Below are 19058 nucleotides of genomic sequence, written 5' to 3'. Positions count from 1 at the left end.
TATTCGTTTATTATTAGTAATTTTGCAGCGCCTTTAAAACTTAGAGGTGTTTCTTAGTTTTCGCCGGAGGGCGGAAAAGCGTTGTAACTTAAGGAAGTAAAAAGATTAAATAATAAATTATAATATAAAAATAGGTATGAAAATTAAAAGCGTTTTGTTTGTTGCAGCAGTTTGTGTTCTTGCTGCGTTGACATCATGTGGTGGAAGTAAGAAGGGCGGTCTGCCTGACTTCAGCGACGATGAGTTCGCTGTGGCTACTATCGGTACTTCCAGCGCCGCATTGCAGACTACCTATCCTGCTACCATCAAGGGTATCCAGGATGTAGAGGTACGTCCTAAGGTTTCTGGTTTTATCACTAAGGTTTTTGTACACGAGGGACAGACTGTATCAGCAGGTCAGGCTTTATTCTCTATTGATAGCGAGACCTATCAGGCTGCTGTCCGTTCTGCTGCTGCCGCTGTAAATACAGCTAAGGCACAGGCAAATACAGCTAAGTTGACTTATCAGAATAACAAGAAGTTGTATGATAGCAAGATTATCGGTGAATATGAACTTTCTACAGCAGCTAACAGCTATGCAACAGCTAAGGCTCAGGTAGCTCAGGCAGAGGCTGCTCTGGCTTCAGCCCGCGAGCAGTTGTCTTGGTGTACCGTTACCAGCCCTTCTGCAGGTGTTGTAGGTAGCCTTCCTTTCAAGGTTGGTGCTTTGGTAAGCGCTTCTGGTCAGGCTCTGACAACTGTTTCTAACATCAGCACCATGGAGGTATTCTTCTCACTCTCTGAGTCTCAGATTCTGAACATGTCTAAGACCAATGGTAGCGTTCAGGCAGCCATCGCAGCGTTCCCAGCTGTTAAGTTGCAGTTGGCAGACGGTTCTATCTATAATCACCCAGGTAAGGTGGTTAAGATGAGTGGTGTCATCGATGCTACTTCCGGTTCTATCTCTCTCATCGCTCACTTCGCTAACCCAGAGAAGTTGCTGAAGAGTGGTGGTGCAGGTTCTATCGTGGTTCCTAACGATCATAACAGCGCTATCGTTATCCCTCAGGAGGCTTGCTCTCAGGTTCAGGATAAGATCTTCGTTTACATCGTAACCAAGGATAACAAGGTGAAGTATTCTGAGATCAAGGTAAATCCACAGGATGATGGCAAGAACTATATCGTAACTGCAGGTCTTCATGTAGGCGATCGTATTGTTTTGAAGGGTATTACCAAGTTGACCGATGGTCAGCAGATCAAGCCTATCACTCTGGAGCGCTACAATCAGAAGATTGCTGAGGCTGCCAAGTTGGCTGAGTCTCAGGATAACGCTCATGCCTTCGCTACTGCTATGGGCGGAAAGAAGTAATATATAATAAGGTATAAAGAAAAATAGTAAATTATGTCATTTACAAACTTTATAAAACGCCCGGTACTTTCGACGGTGGTTTCCATCTTCTTCGTCTTGCTGGGTATTATCGGCTTGGTATCGCTGCCTATCGAGCAGTATCCGAATATCGCGCCGCCTACCATCTCGGTAACTGCTACCTATACGGGTGCAGATGCCCAGACGGTGTTGAACTCAGTCGTTGCTCCGCTGGAGGAGAGTATCAACGGTGTGGAGAACATGACTTATATGACCTCTTCTGCGTCTAACTCTGGTTTTGCTCAGATCACCGTTTACTTCAAGCAGGGTTCTGACCCTGATATGGCTGCGGTCAACGTACAGAACCGTGTGTCTCAGGCGCAGTCTCTGTTGCCTGCCGAGGTTACTAGGGTGGGTGTCACCGTAACCAAGCGACAGAGTTCCAACGTCATCATGTTCGCTCTGACTACAGACGATGGCCGTTACGACGACCAGTTTGTTACCAACTACGCCTTGATCAACGTCATTCCTCAGTTGAAGCGTATCAATGGTGTGGGTGATGTGCAGAGCCCTTCTACCCGTAACTACTCTATGCGTATCTGGTTGAAACCAGAGAAGATGAAGGAGTTCGGACTGGTTCCTTCTGATATTTCTCAGGCTTTGGCAGAGCAGAATATCGAGGCTGCCCCTGGTAGCTTTGGTGAGAGCTCTGATATGCAGTATGAATATACCTTGCGTTACAAGGGTCGTTTGAAGACTCCATTGGAGTATGAGAATATCCTCATCAAGAGCAATACTTCAGGTCAGACGCTCCGTCTGGGCGAAGTTGCCAAGATTGAGTTGGGTGGTTTGCAGTATAATGTAAACCTGCTCAATGATGGTCAGCCTGCCGTGATGGGTATGGTTCAGCAGATTGCCGGTTCCAACGCTACCCAGATTGCAAACGACGTAAAGAAAACGCTTGATGAACTGGAGAAGAGTTATCCTCCTGGGTTGAAGAATGTCATCCTGATGGATGTTACCGAGTTCTTGTTCGCATCTATCGAGGAGGTTATCTTCACCTTGATCATCACTCTGGTACTGGTGTTCATCGTAGTGTATATCTTCTTGCAGGACTTCCGTTCTACGTTGATTCCTATGATTGCCGTACCTGTGGCTTTGATTGGTACCTTCCTCTTCCTCTGGATCTTCGGTTTCTCCATCAACCTGCTTACGCTGTCAGCACTGCTGCTGGCTATTGCGATTGTGGTCGATGATGCCATTGTGGTGGTCGAGGCGGTTCACGCCAAGCTCGACCAGGGTTACAAGAGTGCCCTTACTGCATCTATCGATGCGATGAACGAAATCTCCAGCGCCATCATCTCTATTACATTGGTGATGTCTGCCGTGTTCGTTCCTGTATCATTCATCGGTGGTACTTCCGGTTACTTCTACCGTGAGTTCGGTGTAACCATGGCTGTATCTATCGTTATTTCGGCTATCAATGCGTTGACGCTGTCTCCTGCACTCTGTGCCGTGTTGCTGAAGCCACACGAGGAGGGTCACGAGAAGAAGATGTCTTTCGTAGACCGTTTCCACGCAGGATTCAACTATCAGTTTGAGAAGATTACCAATAAGTATAAGGGTGGTGTCAAGTGGGTTATCAATCATGGCATCATCGCTGGTAGCCTCGTGGCAGTCAGTATCGTAGGTCTGGTTGCCCTGATGGGTACTACCAAGACGGGTCTGGTGCCTGATGAGGATACCGGTACTATCTTCGCTTGTATCTCTACAGCTCCTGGTACTTCTCAGGAACGTACAGCAGAGGTGGTTAAGCAGGTAGATAAGATGCTGGCTAACAACCCAGCCATCGCAACCCGTAACGCCATCATGGGTTATAGCTTTATCGGCGGTGCCGGTTCTAACCAGGGTACCATCATCGTGAAGCTGAAGCCATTCGAGGAGCGTCCGGGTGGATTCTTCCACCGTATCAAGGAGGCTTGTACGGGTGGCGGTATTGAGGCGTTGTTTGTCAACCCAATGGAATATACTTCTGTGTTGGGTATGATCTACAAGCAGACTGCTGCCATCAAGGATGCACAGGTTCTTGCCTTCGCTCCACCTATGATTTCCGGTTTCTCTGTACAGAATGGTATCACCATGACCATGCAGGATAAGACCGGTGGTGACTTGAACAAGTTCTATGACAATGTGAAGAAGTTCCTGGCTGAGTTGAACAAGCGTCCTGAAATTCAGACCGCCCAGACTCAGTACAACCCTAACTACCCACAGTATATGGTAGATGTAGATGTTGCCAAGACCAAGCAGGCTGGTATCTCTCCATCTTCAGTATTGTCTGTAATGCAGGGTTACCTCGGTGGTCTCTACGCATCTAACTTTAATGCCTACGGTAAGCTCTACCGTGTCATGATTCAGGCTGGTCCTGAGAGTCGTATGCGTCCAGACGATCTGAGCAAGATTTACGTTCGTTGTGCTGATGGCACCATGTCTCCTGTAAGCGAGTTCGTGAACTTGAAGAAGATTTATGGTCCATCTAACATCACACGATTCAACCTGTTTACCTCTATGGATGTATCTGTAACTCCTAACAGCGGTTACTCTACCGGTGATGGTATGAAGGCGATTGCTGAGGTTGCCAAGCAGACATTGCCAGAAGGCTATGGTTATGAGTACTCTGGTTTGACCCGTTCTGAAGCTGAATCCAGCAACTCTACAGGTTTGATCTTCGCACTCTGTATCGTATTCGTTTACCTGATCTTGAGTGCCCAGTACGAGAGTTACATCTTGCCATTGTCTGTAGTATTGTCTATCCCATTCGGTTTGGCAGGTTCGTTCATCTTCACCAACCTCTTCGGTCACTCTAACGATATTTACATGCAGATTTCGTTGATTATGTTGATCGGTCTGTTAGCTAAGAATGCCATCCTTATCGTACAGTTCGCCCTCGAGCGTCGTCGTACGGGTATGGCTATCAAGTACTCAGCTATCTTGGGTGCCGGTGCCCGTCTCCGTCCAATCCTGATGACCTCTCTGGCGATGGTTATCGGTCTGCTGCCTCTGATGTTCGCATCTGGTGTAGGTAAGAATGGTAACCAGACTTTGGGTGCTGCCGCCGTAGGTGGTATGTTGATTGGTACTATCTGTCAGATCTTCGTGGTTCCTGCTCTCTTCGCAGTCTTCCAGTGGTTGCAGGAGAAGTTGACCCCAATGAAGTTCGAGGATGAGTTGAACGAGGAGGTAGCTGCCGAGTTGGAGCAGTATGCCAACGCAGCTCATCAGAAGAAGGGTATCGAGAAGAAGTAATAACGCAATGTAACTTCAAAGGAAACAATGAAAAAGAATTTAAATATCATCATATTGGGTCTCGCAGCGCTCTCTCTGAGCAGCTGCAAGACTCTCTACGGAAAGTATGAGCGTCCGGATGTGAAGACCAGCGGTATCGTTCGCGATGTAGCTTCTGATACAGATACTTTGGCTGTTAAGGATACTACTACCTTCGCCAATATCCCTTGGCGCAGTGTCTTTACCGACCCTCAGCTTCAGTCGCTCATCGAGAAGGGATTGAACAACAATGTCAACCTCCTCAATGCGGCTTTGAACGTGAAGATGGCAGAAGAGCAGCTGAAGTGTGCTAAGTTGGCATTCGTGCCAGCCTTGTCTTTCACTCCTCAGGGAACTATCGCTTCCTGGGATGGTCAGGCTGCCACCAAGACTTACACGATGCCTGTTACTGCCAGCTGGATGGTAGACCTCTTCGGCAATCTGCTCTCTCAGAAGCGCAGTGCCCAGATGGCTCTGCTCCAGTTGCAGGACTATCAGGTATCTGTAAAGACCAACCTCATCGCCAACATCGCCAACATGTATTATACCTTGTTGATGCTCGATAAGCAGGTGGAGCTGGTTAACAATATGGAAGGTTTGACCAAGAATACCTGGGAGACCATGAAGGTGCTGAAGGATACCAAGATTGGTTATCGCGGAACTTCTGTTCAGGCTGCCGAGAGCAACTACTATGCAGTGTTGACTCAGAAGACTGACCTGATGCGTCAGATTCGTGAGACAGAGAACTCCCTGAGTCTTCTCATCGGTGACCAGGCTCATTCTATTGCCCGTGGCAAGTTGGAGAATCAGAGTCTTCCTACAACATTCTCTACCGGTGTAGGCATCCAGTTGCTCAACAACCGTGCCGATGTTCACGCAGCCGAGATGAATCTGGCTCAGTGCTTCTATGGCATTGAGACTGCCCGCAGCAAGTTCTATCCATCTATCACCATTTCTGGTACAGGTGCATTCACCAATTCTGCTGGTGCAGGCATCGTGAATCCAGGCAAGTGGTTGCTTTCTGCTGTTGGTTCATTGGTTCAGCCAATCTTCCAGAATGGTAGAATCATTGCCGGCTTGAAGGTGGCTAAGATACAGTACGAGCAGGCTTACAACACTTGGCAGGATGCCGTGTTGAAGGCTGGTAGCGAGGTGAGCAATGCCCTCGTGCTCTACAACTATTCTGACGAGAAGGGTAAGGTGGAGGCTAAGCGGATCGCCGTACTCGAGAAGAATGTGGAGGATACACGTAAGTTGATGTCAGAGGCTGGCGGTTCTTATCTGGAAGTAATCCAGGCACAGTCTTCACTGCTCAACGTACAACTCTCAAAGGTAGCTGATGACTTCTACAAGATGCAGGCAGTGGTAAACCTCTACTATGCATTGGGTGGAGGAGCTAAGTAATTGATAATTAATAATTAATAATTGATAATTAATAATTATGGCTAGTATAATAAGTCCAAAGGCAGAGGTTTCTCCAAAAGCTAAGATTGGAGACAACTGCAAGATCTATCCATTCGCCTATATCGAGGACGATGTGGTCATCGGCGACAACTGTACCATCTATCCCTTTGCGAGCATCATGAACGGTACTCGCATGGGTAATAATAATAAGGTGTTCCAGGCAGCCGTTATTGCTGCCCTCCCACAGGATTTCAACTTTACCGGTGAGGAGAGTGAGGTAGTGATTGGCGACAACAATACCATCCGTGAGAACGTGGTTATCAACCGTGGTACTCACAAGGGTGGCAAGACCGTTCTGGGCAACAACAACTTCTTGATGGAAGGTGCCCATATCTCTCACGATACTGTAATCGGCAACGGTTGCGTATTCGGTTATGGTACCAAGATTGCGGGCGACTGCGTGATTGGTAACGGTGTCATCTACTCAACATCTGTAGTAGAGAACGCCAAGACTAGAGTAGGCGACCTGGCGATGATTCAGGCAGGTACTACCTTCTCTAAGGATATTCCTCCTTATATCATTGCCGGTGGAAAGCCTGTGAAGTATGCAGGTCCTAACACCATCATCATGGAAGCAGCCGAGCTTACCGAGAAGGTTCGCAAGCATATTGCTAATGCCTTTCGATTGGTATTCCATGGCCAGACATCCCTCTTCGATGCCATTAACCAGATCAAGGATCAGGTGCCAGATGGACCGGAGATTCAGAACATCATCCAGTTCCTGGAGAGTTCAGAGAAGGGTGTCATCACCAAGTTGTAAGATTTGTTAGGGATTAGCAAGTCCCATAAAAGCAAATAGATTAAATTAAGTAAAAGTTCAAGTCATACCTATTTGAATTTTACTCTGTATAGGAAGGGCTGGCCGTGAGGTCGGCCCTTTTTCTCGTTTCTGTTATTCTTATTTTTCCGAATAAATGTAAATAAATGCAATTTTATTTTGTTATCTCTTCGTTTATATGTACCTTTGCAGACAATTTGGGTAATTACGCTCTTTTCAGTCAGAAATAAATAGAATTGATAATGAGAAAGAAACAATATAAACCTCGCAATCATCGTGGATTGCAGGTTGTTACTTTATGCATCAGCACCGCTATGGTGCTTGTATTGTTGGGTTTGGTCATCTTCTCTGTCCTCATGGGGCGGAACCTCTCGTCGTATGTGAAGGAGAACCTGGTGGTACAGGTGATGCTGGAGCAGGATATGACCAATCCGGAAGGTTTGCAGATGTGTAAACGCTTGAATGCCCGTCCTTACGTAAAGGATTTGACTTATATTACGAAAGAACAGGCGTTGAAGGAAGCTACCAAGGAATTGGGTACCAATCCTAGTGAGTTTGCCGGTGTAAACCCATTCCAGCCTTCTATTGAAATTACGACTCAGGCAGATTATGCCAATAATGATTCCCTGACATGGATTGCCAAGGAATTGAAGGCTTATCCGCGTGTAACTGAGGTCAGTTATCAGCATGATTTGATAGAGCAGGTCAACAATACGCTCGCTAAGATCAGTATTGGTTTGTTGATTGTGGCAGTCTTGCTTACTTTCATATCCTTCTCGCTTATCAACAATACGGTACGCTTAGGTATTTATGCCCGTCGATTCTCTATTCATACGATGAAACTGGTAGGAGCTTCATGGGGCTTTATCCGTAAGCCATTCCTGAAAAAAGCGATGGTGATAGGCGTGGTGGCAGCTTTGCTGGCAGATGGATTCCTGGGTGGCTGTCTTTATGCCTGGTCGTTGCATGAGCCTGAGTTGCTCAATGTGTTGGGTTGGCAGGAACTGGCTATTACCGGCGGATCGGTGTTCCTCTTCGGTATCATCATCACGGCTTTGTGCGCAAGCATCTCTGTAAATAAGTTCCTGAAGATGAAGGCAGGCGACCTGTATAAAATATAAGGGAAGAGTGAAGAACGAAGAGTGAAGAATTCTCTTGCTTTATTAAACATTGAACATTACACATTAAACATTAAAATAATGGATAAGAAGAATTTAGCATTTGACAAGATGAACTTCATCTTGTTGGCAATTGGCATGGCAATTGTCATTATCGGTTTCCTCTTGATGAGCGGAGCTGGCTCTAATGAGCATACTTTCGATACTGATATCTTCAGTACTCGTCGTATCGTTGTGGCACCAACCGTTACATTGATTGGCTTCCTCTCTATCATCTATGCTGTAATACGCAAGCCGAAAGACAATTAATAATTAATAATTTATAATTAATATACATATTATTATTAGATGGATTTTATTCAGACAATCATTATCGCTATTGTAGAGGGATTGACCGAGTTCTTGCCTGTGTCAAGTACAGGTCACATGATTATCACCGAAAACTTGTTGGGCGTAGATATTCAGGATCAGTTTGTTAACGCTTTTACTGTCATCATTCAGTTTGGTGCTATTCTCTCTGTTATCTGTTTGTATTGGAAGAGATTTTTCTATCCGGATTCAGTGAAAACAGGCGAGAAGACCTATTGGAAGGCAATGTTCGATTTCTATGCACGATTGGTAGTGGGTACTGTGCCTGCGGTGGTGTTGGGTCTTGCCTTTAATGATTTTATTGAGTCTAACCTTGGCAATGTGCAGTTGGTAGGTTGGATGCTTGTCATTGGTGGTGTCTTCATGCTCTTCTGCGATAAGATATTCAATAAAGGTAGTGAGCAGACTAAGTTTACTTACAAGCGCGCCTTGACCATCGGTTTTATCCAGTGTATTGCGATGATTCCTGGTGTGTCTCGTTCTATGTCAACCATCGTGGGTGGTATGTCTCAGCGTCTTACTCGTAAGGCTGCTGCAGAGTTCTCATTCTTCTTGGCGGTTCCAACTATGTTTGGTGCCACTTGTCTGGAGGTTTATAAGCTCATCAGCCATGGTGGCGGTTCGTTGCTCACCCAGGGTAATAATCTGGTAACATTGATTTTAGGTTCAGTGGTAGCATTCGTCGTTGCCATCCTCGCCATCAAGTTTTTCATCAATTATGTCACCAAGTACGGTTTCGCAGCCTTCGGCTGGTATCGTATCGTTGTAGGACTCATCATCATCATCTGCGGCCTTTGTGGTGTAGACATGCAGATGGTGGATTAAATATTTCATAATGGATTTCAGAAAAGGAGAAATTATTGCCATCGACAAGCCTTATCGCATGTCGAGTTTCGGAGCCTTGGCGCATGTTCGCTATCTGCTCAGCAAGAAGCTCGGCTTTAAGGTGAAGATAGGACATGCCGGTACGCTCGATCCCCTTGCCACTGGCGTGTTGGTGCTCTGTACAGGAAAATGTACCAAGCAGATAGAAGAGTTGCAGGCGCATACCAAGGAGTATACGGCAACTCTACAGCTGGGTGCTACTACGGCTAGCTATGATAAGGAGCACAGTGTGAATCATACTTTCCCTACCAAGCACATCACCCGTGAACTGGTAGAGGAAACACTCAAGCAGTTTGTGGGCGAAATCCAGCAGGTTCCACCTACCTACAGTGCCGTGAAGGTGAATGGTGACCGCTCTTATGCACTTCGTCGTGCGGGAGAAGACGTGCAGTTGAAGCCAAAGACCGTACGTGTGGACGAGATTGAACTCACCGACTACAACGACGAGGAGAAGACGGCAAGCATTCGTGTAGTTTGCGGTAAGGGAACCTACATCCGTTCTCTGGCACGTGACATCGGTCGTGCTCTGGATAGTGGAGCATTCCTTACAGCCCTTCGCCGTACCAAGGCTGGAAGTTTTGCCGTTGAGAACTGTATCGACTTCGATCATTTCCAGGAATGGTTGGATGTCCAGACTTTAGAAGACAGCACCCAGGCCGCAAAGTAAGTGTTGTCTTTTGAGAATAATAAAATAGAAATTAGTAATCATTTAGAAAGGAGAAAAATATATAACATGAAACTATCACAATTCAATTTCAAGTTGCCAAAAGAGCAGGTGGCACTTTATCCACATAAAGCAAGACGTGTGGTTAAGACAGCAAGTGGAGAACGTGTATTCGAGGTGACTCGCCGTGACGAGTCTCGTCTCATGGTGCTCCATAAGAAGTCTGAAACCATTGAGATGTATAAGAAGGATGAGGAAGGCAAGGATATGGTGGATGCCGACGGCAATCCTGTATACTTGCAGTTCAAGGATATTGTCAACTACTTTACCGAGGGTGATACCTTTGTATTCAATGACACCAAGGTTTTCCCAGCCCGTCTTTATGGTACCAAGGAGAAGACTGATGCCAAGATTGAAGTGTTCCTGCTCCGTGAATTGAATCCGGAGATGCGTCTTTGGGATGTACTCGTAGAGCCTGCCCGCAAGATTCGTATTGGCAACAAGTTGTTCTTTGACGATGTGAACGAGATGGTAGCTGAGGTTATCGATAATACCACCAGCCGTGGTCGTACTCTTCGTTTCCTCTATGATGAAGAAGGTAAGCATGATGTCTTCAAGAAGTCTCTCTTTGCATTGGGTGAGGCTCCATTGCCTCGTTATGTGATTGATAACCGTGAGGTGCATCACGCTACAGAGGATGATATGGACGACTTCCAGTGCGTGTTTGCAGAAAAGGAAGGTGCTGTAACTGCTCCTGCTACTGGTCTCCACTTCTCTAGAGAGTTGATGAAGCGTATGGAGATTGATGGCATTAACAAGGCTTTCATTACTTTGCATTGCGGACTTGGCAACTTCCACGAGATTGAGGTGGAGGATCTTACCAAGCACAAGATGGATTCAGAGCAGATGATTATCACCAAGGATGCATGTGAATTGGTGAATAACACCAAGTTGTCGGGTCATCATGTCTGTGCCATTGGAACAAGTGTGCTCAAGGCTACAGAGACAGCTGTGGGTACAGATGGTATGATGAAGGCATTTGATGGCTGGACCAACAAGTTTATCTTCCCTCCATACGATTTCGGATTGGCAGACTCTATGGTAGCCAATTTCTATCAGCCTGAGTCTACACTCCTGATGAATACTGCTGCCTTTGGCGGTTACGACATGGTTATGGAGTGCTATAAGAAGGCAGTGAAGAATGGTTATATGTTCGGTTGTTACGGCGATTCATTGTTGATACTTCCTGATTAATTGCGAAACAAACGCTTTTTGTGTATAATTAAGTCACTGATATACAGGGTTTAGACTGAGTTATCCACAGTTTTTGCAAAAGTGTGAATAAGTATGTATAAAGTATATTTAGGTCTCGGAACGAATTTGGGCAATAGAAAGCGCAATATTCGTGAGGCAATAGATAAAATAGGAGAGCAGATTGGCGTGGTTAAGCGCCAGTCTGCTCTTTACGAAACAGAGCCTTGGGGCTATTCGTCGCCTAATCATTACATCAATTCCTGTGTGTTGGTGCTGACCGAGATGGCTCCTCGCCAGGTATTGGAAGCCACTCAGAAGATAGAGCGAGAGATGGGGCGTACGATGAAGTCGGTGGATGGAGAGTATTTCGACCGTATCATCGACATCGACATCCTGCTCATTGATGATTTGAAAATCGATGAGCCTGATTTCAAGGTTCCTCATCCGTTGATGGAGGAGCGTGACTTCGTGATGAAACCCTTGAAGGAAATATTATAAAGAATGAGAAAAAAAGAAAAATCCCATCGTTCTTGTGAGCGATGGGATTTTTAATTCTGTTAAGCAATGTGTCTGCTTTCGCTGATTACTTACGAAGACCGAGGGCCTTGATGATAGCACGATAGCGATTGATGTCGCGATCATACAAGTAATCGAGCAATGCACGACGCTTTCCTACAAGCTGTGTCAACGCACGTGTTGTAGTATAATCTTTACGGTTCTTCTTAACGTGCTCCGTCAAATGAGCAATACGGTATGAGAACAATGCTATCTGGCTCTCAGCTGAACCAGTATCAGAGTTAGACTTTCCGTACTTGCTAAAGATCTCTTCTTTTTTTGCTTTGTCTAAATACATAGCTGTGATACTTAAAATTTAATTATTATGAATGAATGTTATGCATCTTTTGGACCTTCCTCACGGTGGTTTCCGTTAAAATGCGGTGCAAAGGTACAACTTTTCAGTGAATTATGCAAATTTTTCGGGAATTTTTTGTAATTTTGCACCCAAATTCATAAAGTATTTAAGGTAAAGGAAATGCAAGACATTAGAAACATTGCAGTTATTGCACACGTTGACCATGGTAAGACTACCTTGGTTGACAAGATGATGCTCGCTGGTAAGCTGTTCCGTGACGGCCAGGATAACAGCGGCGAGGTGCTCGATTCCAACGACTTGGAGCGCGAGCGTGGTATAACCATTCTCTCAAAGAATGTGTCTATCAATTGGAAAGGTACAAAGATTAATATTCTCGATACTCCAGGACACTCTGACTTCGGTGGTGAGGTTGAGCGCGTGCTCAACATGGCAGACGGTTGCCTCCTCCTCGTCGATGCTTTCGAGGGTCCTATGCCTCAGACCCGTTTCGTGCTGCAGAAGGCTTTGCAGCTCGGATTGAAGCCTATCGTTGTCGTTAATAAGGTAGATAAGCCTAACTGTCGCCCTGAAGAGGTGTACGAGATGGTGTTCGACCTGATGTGCGACCTCGATGCTACTGAGGATCAGCTTGACTTTACTGTAGTTTACGGTTCTGCCAAGAATGGCTGGATGAGCGATGACTACAACAAGCCAACAGACAACATCGATTATCTGCTCGACAAGATTGTGGAGATTATCCCTGCTCCTAAGCAGCTGGAGGGTACTCCTCAGCTCTTGATCACATCTCTTGACTATAGCTCTTACACCGGTCGTATCGCCGTAGGTCGTGTACACCGTGGTACTTTGAAGGATGGCATGAACATCACTATCTGCCATCGTGACGGTACCCAGGAGAAGACTAAGATCAAGGAACTCCATACCTTCGAGGGTATGGGTCATAAGAAGACAGACCATGTGGATTCTGGCGACATCTGTGCCGTTGTCGGTTTGGAGAAGTTCGAGATTGGTGATACCATCTGCGACTTCGAGAACCCAGAACCACTTCCTCCAATCGCTGTTGATGAGCCTACCATGAGTATGCTCTTCACCATCAACGATTCTCCTTTCTTCGGTAAGGAGGGTAAGTTCTGTACATCTCGTCATATCCAGGAGCGCTTGAACAAGGAGTTGGAGAAGAACCTCGCTCTTCGTGTTCAGCCTTACGAGGATACCACTGATAAGTGGATTGTTTCGGGCCGTGGTGTGCTCCATCTCTCTGTGCTCATCGAGACCATGCGTCGTGAGGGCTATGAACTTCAGGTAGGCCAGCCACAGGTTATCTATAAGGAGATTGACGGTGTGAAGTGTGAGCCTATCGAGGAGTTGACCATCAACGTACCAGAGGAGTTCGCTTCTAAGATGATTGATATGGTTACCCGTCGTAAGGGTGATATGACCTCTATGTTGAACATGGGCGACCGTGTGGATATCGAGTTCGATATTCCTTCACGTGGTATCATCGGTCTTCGTACCAATGTGCTCACTGCTTCTCAGGGTGAGGCTATCATGGCCCACCGTTTCAAGGAGTATCAGCCATACAAGGGCGAGATTACCCGCCGTTCTAACGGTAGCATGATTGCGCTGGAGACAGGTACTGCCTATGCTTACGCCATCGATAAGCTGCAGGATCGCGGTAAGTTCTTCATCGACCCAGGTGAGGAGGTTTACGGCGGCGAGGTTGTTGGTGAGCATGTTCACGACAACGACCTGGTGGTTAACGTAACTAAGGCAAAGCAGCTGACCAACGTGCGTGCTTCCGGTTCTGATGATAAGGCTCGCGTGATTCCAAAGACCGTGATGAGCCTTGAGGAGTGTCTGGAGTACATCCGCGAGGATGAGTACGTAGAGGTAACTCCTAAGAGTATGCGTATGCGCAAGGTGATTCTCGATCACTTGGAGCGCAAGCGTAGTAATAAGGATTAAGCTATAGCTTATATATAAATGGATCCGTGAGAAATCTCCTCTTGCCGATTGCCCTGGGCAGTCTGCTTGCAGGGGATTCTTTTTTAATGTATGCGTATGTGGTTGTGGAAATTCTTTAGAAAGTTTTCTTTGCCCTGTTCTCTGGTATTGGGAGCCGTGGGCTATCTGATTTTCGCCAATGTTCCTTTTCTGGAACCTTTGGGCGATGCGGTGGGACCGAAGCTGGTGGATATGATGCCGGTGGTGCTCTTTGCCTTGCTCTATGTTACCTTCTGTAAGATTGAGATCAAGGAGATGAAACCGAAGGCTTGGCATTTTATCCTGCAGCTCATCCGAACCAGTCTGGCACTGATGATGGTGGTGCTTATCTTCGAATTCGGAGATAATTATGAAACCAAGCTGGTGCTCGAAGGTGCTTTCATCTGTTTTATCTGTCCTACGGCGGCTGCCGTGGCTGTGGTGACGGAGAAGTTGGGTGGAAGCATCGGCTCATTGACAACTTATACGGTGATAGCCAATGTCTTTACGATGGTTATCATTCCTAGTCTTTTCCCGATGGTGGAGAAGGGGGCAGATGTTTCCTTTCTTTTCATGAGTGCGATGGTGTTCCGAAACGTAACCACGGTACTGGTGGTTCCTTTGCTTCTGGCTTTGCTGAGCCGCAGGTTTCTGCCTAAATGGGTGGATAAGGTGAAGAGCGTGAAGGATCTGGGCTTCTATATGTGGTGCTTCAACCTTACTATCCTGATGGGCGAGACGGTTCGCAATATCCTCCATGCCGAGGTTTCGGGATGGATTCTTGCCTTGCTGCTCATTGTTCCGCTCTTTGTTTGTATTGTCCAGTTCGCCATCGGTAAGGCGGTGGGCAGACATTATGATGCGAGCATCAGTGCCGGTCAGGCTCTGGGACAGAAGAATACCATTGTGGGTATCTGGCTAACCCTTACTTTCCTGAATCCGCTTGCTGCCGTAGCACCGGGTGCTTATGTGGTTTGGCAGAACCTGGTGAATGGCTGGCAACTGTGGTATAAGGAGAAATACGGAAAACTGAAATGGTAGGACGCTAAGTTATAATGATGCGGTAATACTGTGAATTATAGAAATCGGACTGAGTAATATTATATTCGTACTGGGTAATATTATATTCTGCCCGTACTTTGGCAGAATATAATACGATGTTTCTGAATGTGCCTCGGCATGGCAATTTATTGCCCCCTTCTAGGGCAATAAATTGCCGTACCGAGATAATTTTTTATATCTCGGGATGAAAAAAAAAGAGTAGGGCGTGGTATACTGAAAAACAGTATATCGGGTGTTTAAGAGCCAGTTTCGATTTTACTCTTCACTCTTCACGTTTTGTATATAACCTACTGTGTTACTGATGGTTGAAATGGTGAAGAGTAGATGGTCACTCTTCACCACTCTTCACCACTCTTCACTTTAGTGGGAAAATGGCTTCTATTGAGGCTTGTCTTTGCCATCTATTGAGGCTTGCTTCAGCCATCTATTAAGGCTCGCTTTAAGTCTCATTTGCTTCTGGAATAAGCCTTTTTCCAATTTGATTTAAGCCTTCTTTGAATTTGGTTTAAGCCTTAGATAAAGTTTACGTGGGGCTTTGTTAAAGTTTACTTGAGTCTTATTCCGATTCCAGGAGACTCTGAAAGCCCTTTCTGAGCTGCTCAAAATCACTTGATGTGAAGAGTGGTGAAGAGTTGTGAAGAGATAAAATAACTCTTCACCCTTCCAACTTACAGTAACACAGAAGGTTATCTGTAAAATGTGAAGAGTGAAGAGTAAAAACGTATTTGGGTTGTATTCCTTGTTTATTTGCTCGTAGAGATAAATATGCACTCGATGGTTACGTTGTCATCCATCCATTTGGCTGGAATGGTGTAGGTGCCATCCTTGGCGATATCTGTCTTCTTGAGCGATTCTATCTGGTCACCATGGGTAATGGTGAAGTCACCGTAGGTGAATCCTGGAGCAGGAACCATCTTCACCTTGAATGGCTTGCCGTATGCCACCTTGTGGTTGTTGAGGGTGGTGCCGTCTGCTGCGGTCACCATACCGTTGCGGTTAGCCTCGGTTACAGAAACAAACTCGCTGTGAGCCTTCTTCTTTGCAGCACCTTCGGTCTTCAGCAAGGTGATGCGGGGAGCGTTGGTCAGGTGGATATTGATGTCGTCAATATATACTACTTCATCCTGCTTCATCTCGTGAGGTGACTCAGCATGAGGAACCACAACCAGGCTATAGATGTCTACACCTTCTGCACTCTTGATTGGGAAAACGGCATCAGCCCACTGTCCTGCAGGAACAGGAGTGGTTGACTTGATCCAGAACTGCTCCACTTCGTTAGACTGTCCGGCTCTGTCTCTACGCTTTCCAAGTCCTACCAGCATCACTCTGCCTTCCATCGGACGGTTGATAAGTACATGAACTACTTTTCCTGAAGGCCCCAGTGCAATCGGTTTCTTCAGATCTATTCTTGCACCGAAGATGTTGGATGCCAGGCGTGAACGCTGGAAGGCAAGCACCTTCTTGTTGGGATTGTTGGTGAGGTCAGGATTATCCACAACCTCGCAGTTGCCCGCCAGTTCTCCTGTGCGGAATGGGGAATGCTCCCATCTGTCGTAAACTCCCACGGATTTGTAATCCTGGGTGTCGAACTTAATTTCTTGTCCCATTGCAGCCAATGGTAACAAACACAATGCTATGAGTAATTTCTTCATATTCTTAGTGTAGAGTCAAAGTTTAAAATACTTTTATGGAATGTAACAATGGGCAAGCCTTGCTGTCGTCGATGACAACCTTCAGGCCTTTCACCTGATAACCCTTGCCGTAACTGTCGGATGTGCTGCCGTTCAACGGGATGATGCGCTTGTATCCGATGGTTGTGGTGGTGCACTTCTCTGCGATAGGTTTCCATGTCTTTCCGTCTTCAGAGATTTCGATATGGAACTTTCTTACTCGCTGACCCTTGCGGATGTACTCCATCATATCCACATAGCGAACGGTCTGTGGCTTGTCCCAGTTGAAGGTGATGGTAGCCTGCTTCACGCCATCATCAGTAGCCCAATAGGTATTCTTGTTGTTATCGGTCAGGTTCTTGGCTGCATAGTTGCGGTTGGCACCAGCCTTTCGGGTGTTGCTTACAGTAACCTTTGCCTTCTGTGCCAGGTCCTTGCCCAGACGGGTACGAATCATGTTGCCCATATCCTTGAGGACACGGACGTCGATCTCTGGCAACAGACCACTCTTGTCTGGAGGGCAGTTGAGAATCAAGGTAGCATTTCTACCTACAGTCTCCAGATACATCTGGAAGAGTCGCTCTACAGAGAGAGGCTTCTCGCCCTCGTGCCAGAACCATCCCTTGTCAGTAAGTTTGGCATCGCTCTCTCCCGGGTCCCACTGCCATCCGTCTTCGGTACCATACATACCGTTGCTTTCAGGAGCATAACCTCTTTCGTCGGTGAGCCAGTTTGTTTCGCCAGCCCATCCTGCCTCGTTACCAATCCATCTTGACTCAGCGCCCACACCCCAGAGGATGATGTCTGGGCAAACCTTGTGGATAGAGTCTCTGAGGTTAGGAATGTCATAATAGGTAGAACGGTCTACATTGACGGTGGTATTGCGTCCGCCGTAGTATCCGTCGCCACCGTTGGCACCGTCGAACCACATTTCGAACTGGTCTTTACCATACTGAGCCAATTCAGCGCACTGGCGGAGGAAAACGTCGTTGACATATTTCTCTGTGCCGTAGTATTTGCTGTTTCTGTCCCATGGAGAAACATAGAAACCATACTTCATTCCCAAGCTTCGGGCAGCCTTGGCAAAGTCGCGTGGAATGTTGGTGGTCTTACCGTTCTCATTGCCGGCATTGACGATGGAATGGACAGTAGTAGATGTAGGCCAGAGGCAGAAACCGTCATGATGCTTGACTACAGCTATACCGCCCTTCATGCCAGCAGCCTTTACAGCCTTGAGCCATTGAGTAGGGTTAGGCTTCTTGGTAGGTGCAAAAAGGGTTACGTCTTCACTTCCCAAGCCCCATTCTCTGTTGGTATAGGTGTTCATTCCGTAATGGAAGAAGGCATAGAATTCTGTCTCCTGCCATTTCATCTGGCGATCGCTAGGAACAGGGAACACAGCTGTAGGCTCGTTGTCCGGATTAGGCAACGACTGCTGCTTAACTTGGAATACACTCTGAGAGTGGCCAGCCATGGTAGACATGATGAAGGTCACTCCAAACAAAACTTTTTTGATGTTCATGGTTGTTGTATTAAAATCGATACACTTTATTCTTGCCACAAAAAGAAGTTGATAATTGTTAGTTATTGTCGTTATTGGTGATTGTCGTTAATATATATTATCTTTTGCAAAGATAATGCAAACGAGCGCAATGAAAGCTTGCTTCCAAATTGCCGAGTGTAGCTTATCTTATGCAAAGATATGAGTTTTCGGAAAAGTTTCAAAACTTTTCTGGTTAATTAAATATAAACGCCCGCAATTTGTGGTTGCGGGCGTTCATATATGATTAATCCTGTGTAGGATAAATCAAGTTAGCTTCTGTGATACAGTTGAGCACCTCTTCGAGATATTTCTTCGATTCGTACTTAGCCATAGGCAGGTCGTGGAGCAGATAGTTGCCGCAATCCTTGGCTGCCTGTCCAGGAATTTCGCCTTCGAAATCGGCAATGAACTGGAAGGTACGCTTCATCAGTTCTACGATGTCCTTGCTCTCCAGATCGCCACGGATGAGGAGGTAGTTGCCGGTAAGGCATCCCATTGGTCCCCAATAGATGATGCGGTCTTTCCACTCCTCGTCGTTACGCAGGTAAGTGGCAGCCAGGTGCTCGATGGTATGGATGGCACCGTTGTGGAGACAAGGCTCCTGGTTAGGCACCTTCATGCGGATATCGAAAGTGGTGACTACTTCTCCGCCTACCTCGTCCTTGCGGCTTACGTAGATGCCGCGGAGCAACTTGTTATGATTGATTGTGAAACTTGGAATCTTATTCATA

Annotated in this window: 16 protein-coding genes; 12 read left to right on the top strand and 4 right to left on the bottom strand. The window is 46.4% G+C overall.

The window, feature by feature from the left end:
- Window positions 1-136: 136 nt before the first annotated feature.
- From ACQRBJ_RS00400 to folK, 10 genes are all read left to right on the top strand, one after another.
- On the top strand, window positions 137-1348 hold the full coding sequence (locus ACQRBJ_RS00400) for an efflux RND transporter periplasmic adaptor subunit (RefSeq protein ID WP_445302603.1): 1212 nt from the start codon (window positions 137-139) through the stop codon (window positions 1346-1348).
- A gap of 33 nt (window positions 1349-1381) precedes the next feature.
- Window positions 1382-4648 carry an efflux RND transporter permease subunit gene (locus ACQRBJ_RS00395; protein WP_445302602.1) on the top strand — a complete coding sequence of 1089 codons (3267 nt, stop codon included), beginning with the start codon at window positions 1382-1384 and terminating at the stop codon, window positions 4646-4648.
- Between the two features lie 27 nt (window positions 4649-4675).
- Window positions 4676-6070 (top strand): efflux transporter outer membrane subunit, encoded by a 1395-nt coding sequence (locus ACQRBJ_RS00390; RefSeq protein ID WP_294971901.1) that lies wholly within the window; start codon window positions 4676-4678, stop codon window positions 6068-6070.
- A 37-nt stretch (window positions 6071-6107) separates the two neighbouring features.
- Complete coding sequence (gene lpxA, locus ACQRBJ_RS00385; RefSeq protein ID WP_445302601.1) at window positions 6108-6890, top strand: acyl-ACP--UDP-N-acetylglucosamine O-acyltransferase; 783 nt, start codon at window positions 6108-6110, stop codon at window positions 6888-6890.
- 260 nt (window positions 6891-7150) lie between these two features.
- Window positions 7151-8029 (top strand): permease-like cell division protein FtsX, encoded by an 879-nt coding sequence (locus tag ACQRBJ_RS00380; RefSeq protein ID WP_294971907.1) that lies wholly within the window; start codon window positions 7151-7153, stop codon window positions 8027-8029.
- Between the two features lie 78 nt (window positions 8030-8107).
- Window positions 8108-8335 carry a DUF3098 domain-containing protein gene (locus ACQRBJ_RS00375; RefSeq protein ID WP_153124468.1) on the top strand — a complete coding sequence of 76 codons (228 nt, stop codon included), beginning with the start codon at window positions 8108-8110 and terminating at the stop codon, window positions 8333-8335.
- Between the two features lie 39 nt (window positions 8336-8374).
- Entirely contained in the window at window positions 8375-9220 is an 846-nt protein-coding gene (locus tag ACQRBJ_RS00370; RefSeq protein ID WP_294971909.1) for an undecaprenyl-diphosphate phosphatase, read from the top strand.
- 10 nt (window positions 9221-9230) lie between these two features.
- Complete coding sequence (gene truB, locus ACQRBJ_RS00365; protein ID WP_445302600.1) at window positions 9231-9947, top strand: tRNA pseudouridine(55) synthase TruB; 717 nt, start codon at window positions 9231-9233, stop codon at window positions 9945-9947.
- Between the two features lie 66 nt (window positions 9948-10013).
- Window positions 10014-11198 (top strand): tRNA preQ1(34) S-adenosylmethionine ribosyltransferase-isomerase QueA, encoded by a 1185-nt coding sequence (queA, locus tag ACQRBJ_RS00360; protein ID WP_295346772.1) that lies wholly within the window; start codon window positions 10014-10016, stop codon window positions 11196-11198.
- A 93-nt stretch (window positions 11199-11291) separates the two neighbouring features.
- A complete protein-coding gene (gene folK, locus ACQRBJ_RS00355) occupies window positions 11292-11696 on the top strand; it encodes a 2-amino-4-hydroxy-6-hydroxymethyldihydropteridine diphosphokinase (protein ID WP_295346773.1) in 405 nt (134 codons plus the stop codon).
- 85 nt (window positions 11697-11781) lie between these two features.
- Here folK and rpsO read toward each other — a convergent pair whose 3' ends face one another.
- The gene (rpsO, locus tag ACQRBJ_RS00350) at window positions 11782-12051 is read right to left on the bottom strand and encodes a 30S ribosomal protein S15 (RefSeq protein WP_022122065.1); all 270 of its coding nucleotides are present in this window, start codon (window positions 12049-12051) and stop codon (window positions 11782-11784) included.
- 180 nt (window positions 12052-12231) lie between these two features.
- Here rpsO and typA point away from each other — a divergent pair, with 180 nt between their 5' ends.
- Both typA and ACQRBJ_RS00340 read left to right on the top strand, forming a co-directional pair.
- On the top strand, window positions 12232-14034 hold the full coding sequence (gene typA, locus ACQRBJ_RS00345) for a translational GTPase TypA (RefSeq protein ID WP_294970838.1): 1803 nt from the start codon (window positions 12232-12234) through the stop codon (window positions 14032-14034).
- A 96-nt stretch (window positions 14035-14130) separates the two neighbouring features.
- Window positions 14131-15093 carry a bile acid:sodium symporter gene (locus ACQRBJ_RS00340; protein WP_294970836.1) on the top strand — a complete coding sequence of 321 codons (963 nt, stop codon included), beginning with the start codon at window positions 14131-14133 and terminating at the stop codon, window positions 15091-15093.
- A gap of 764 nt (window positions 15094-15857) precedes the next feature.
- Here the strand turns inward: ACQRBJ_RS00340 and ACQRBJ_RS00335 are convergent.
- From ACQRBJ_RS00335 to ACQRBJ_RS00325, 3 genes are all read right to left on the bottom strand, one after another.
- Window positions 15858-16766: a hypothetical protein gene (locus ACQRBJ_RS00335; RefSeq protein ID WP_297158094.1), complete on the bottom strand. Its 909-nt coding sequence runs from the start codon at window positions 16764-16766 to the stop codon at window positions 15858-15860.
- Between the two features lie 22 nt (window positions 16767-16788).
- Complete coding sequence (locus tag ACQRBJ_RS00330; RefSeq protein WP_445302599.1) at window positions 16789-18306, bottom strand: alpha-L-fucosidase; 1518 nt, start codon at window positions 18304-18306, stop codon at window positions 16789-16791.
- Window positions 18307-18571: 265 nt separating this feature from the next.
- Complete coding sequence (locus ACQRBJ_RS00325; RefSeq protein WP_153124453.1) at window positions 18572-19057, bottom strand: S-ribosylhomocysteine lyase; 486 nt, start codon at window positions 19055-19057, stop codon at window positions 18572-18574.
- Between the last annotated feature and the right edge of the window lies 1 nt (window position 19058).

This window comes from Prevotella sp. SGI.167 (assembly GCF_050313615.1).
Lineage (GTDB): Bacteria > Bacteroidota > Bacteroidia > Bacteroidales > Bacteroidaceae > Prevotella.
The sequence above is the reverse complement of the archived record's forward strand: the minus strand, read 5'-3'. Positions and strand labels throughout refer to the sequence as shown.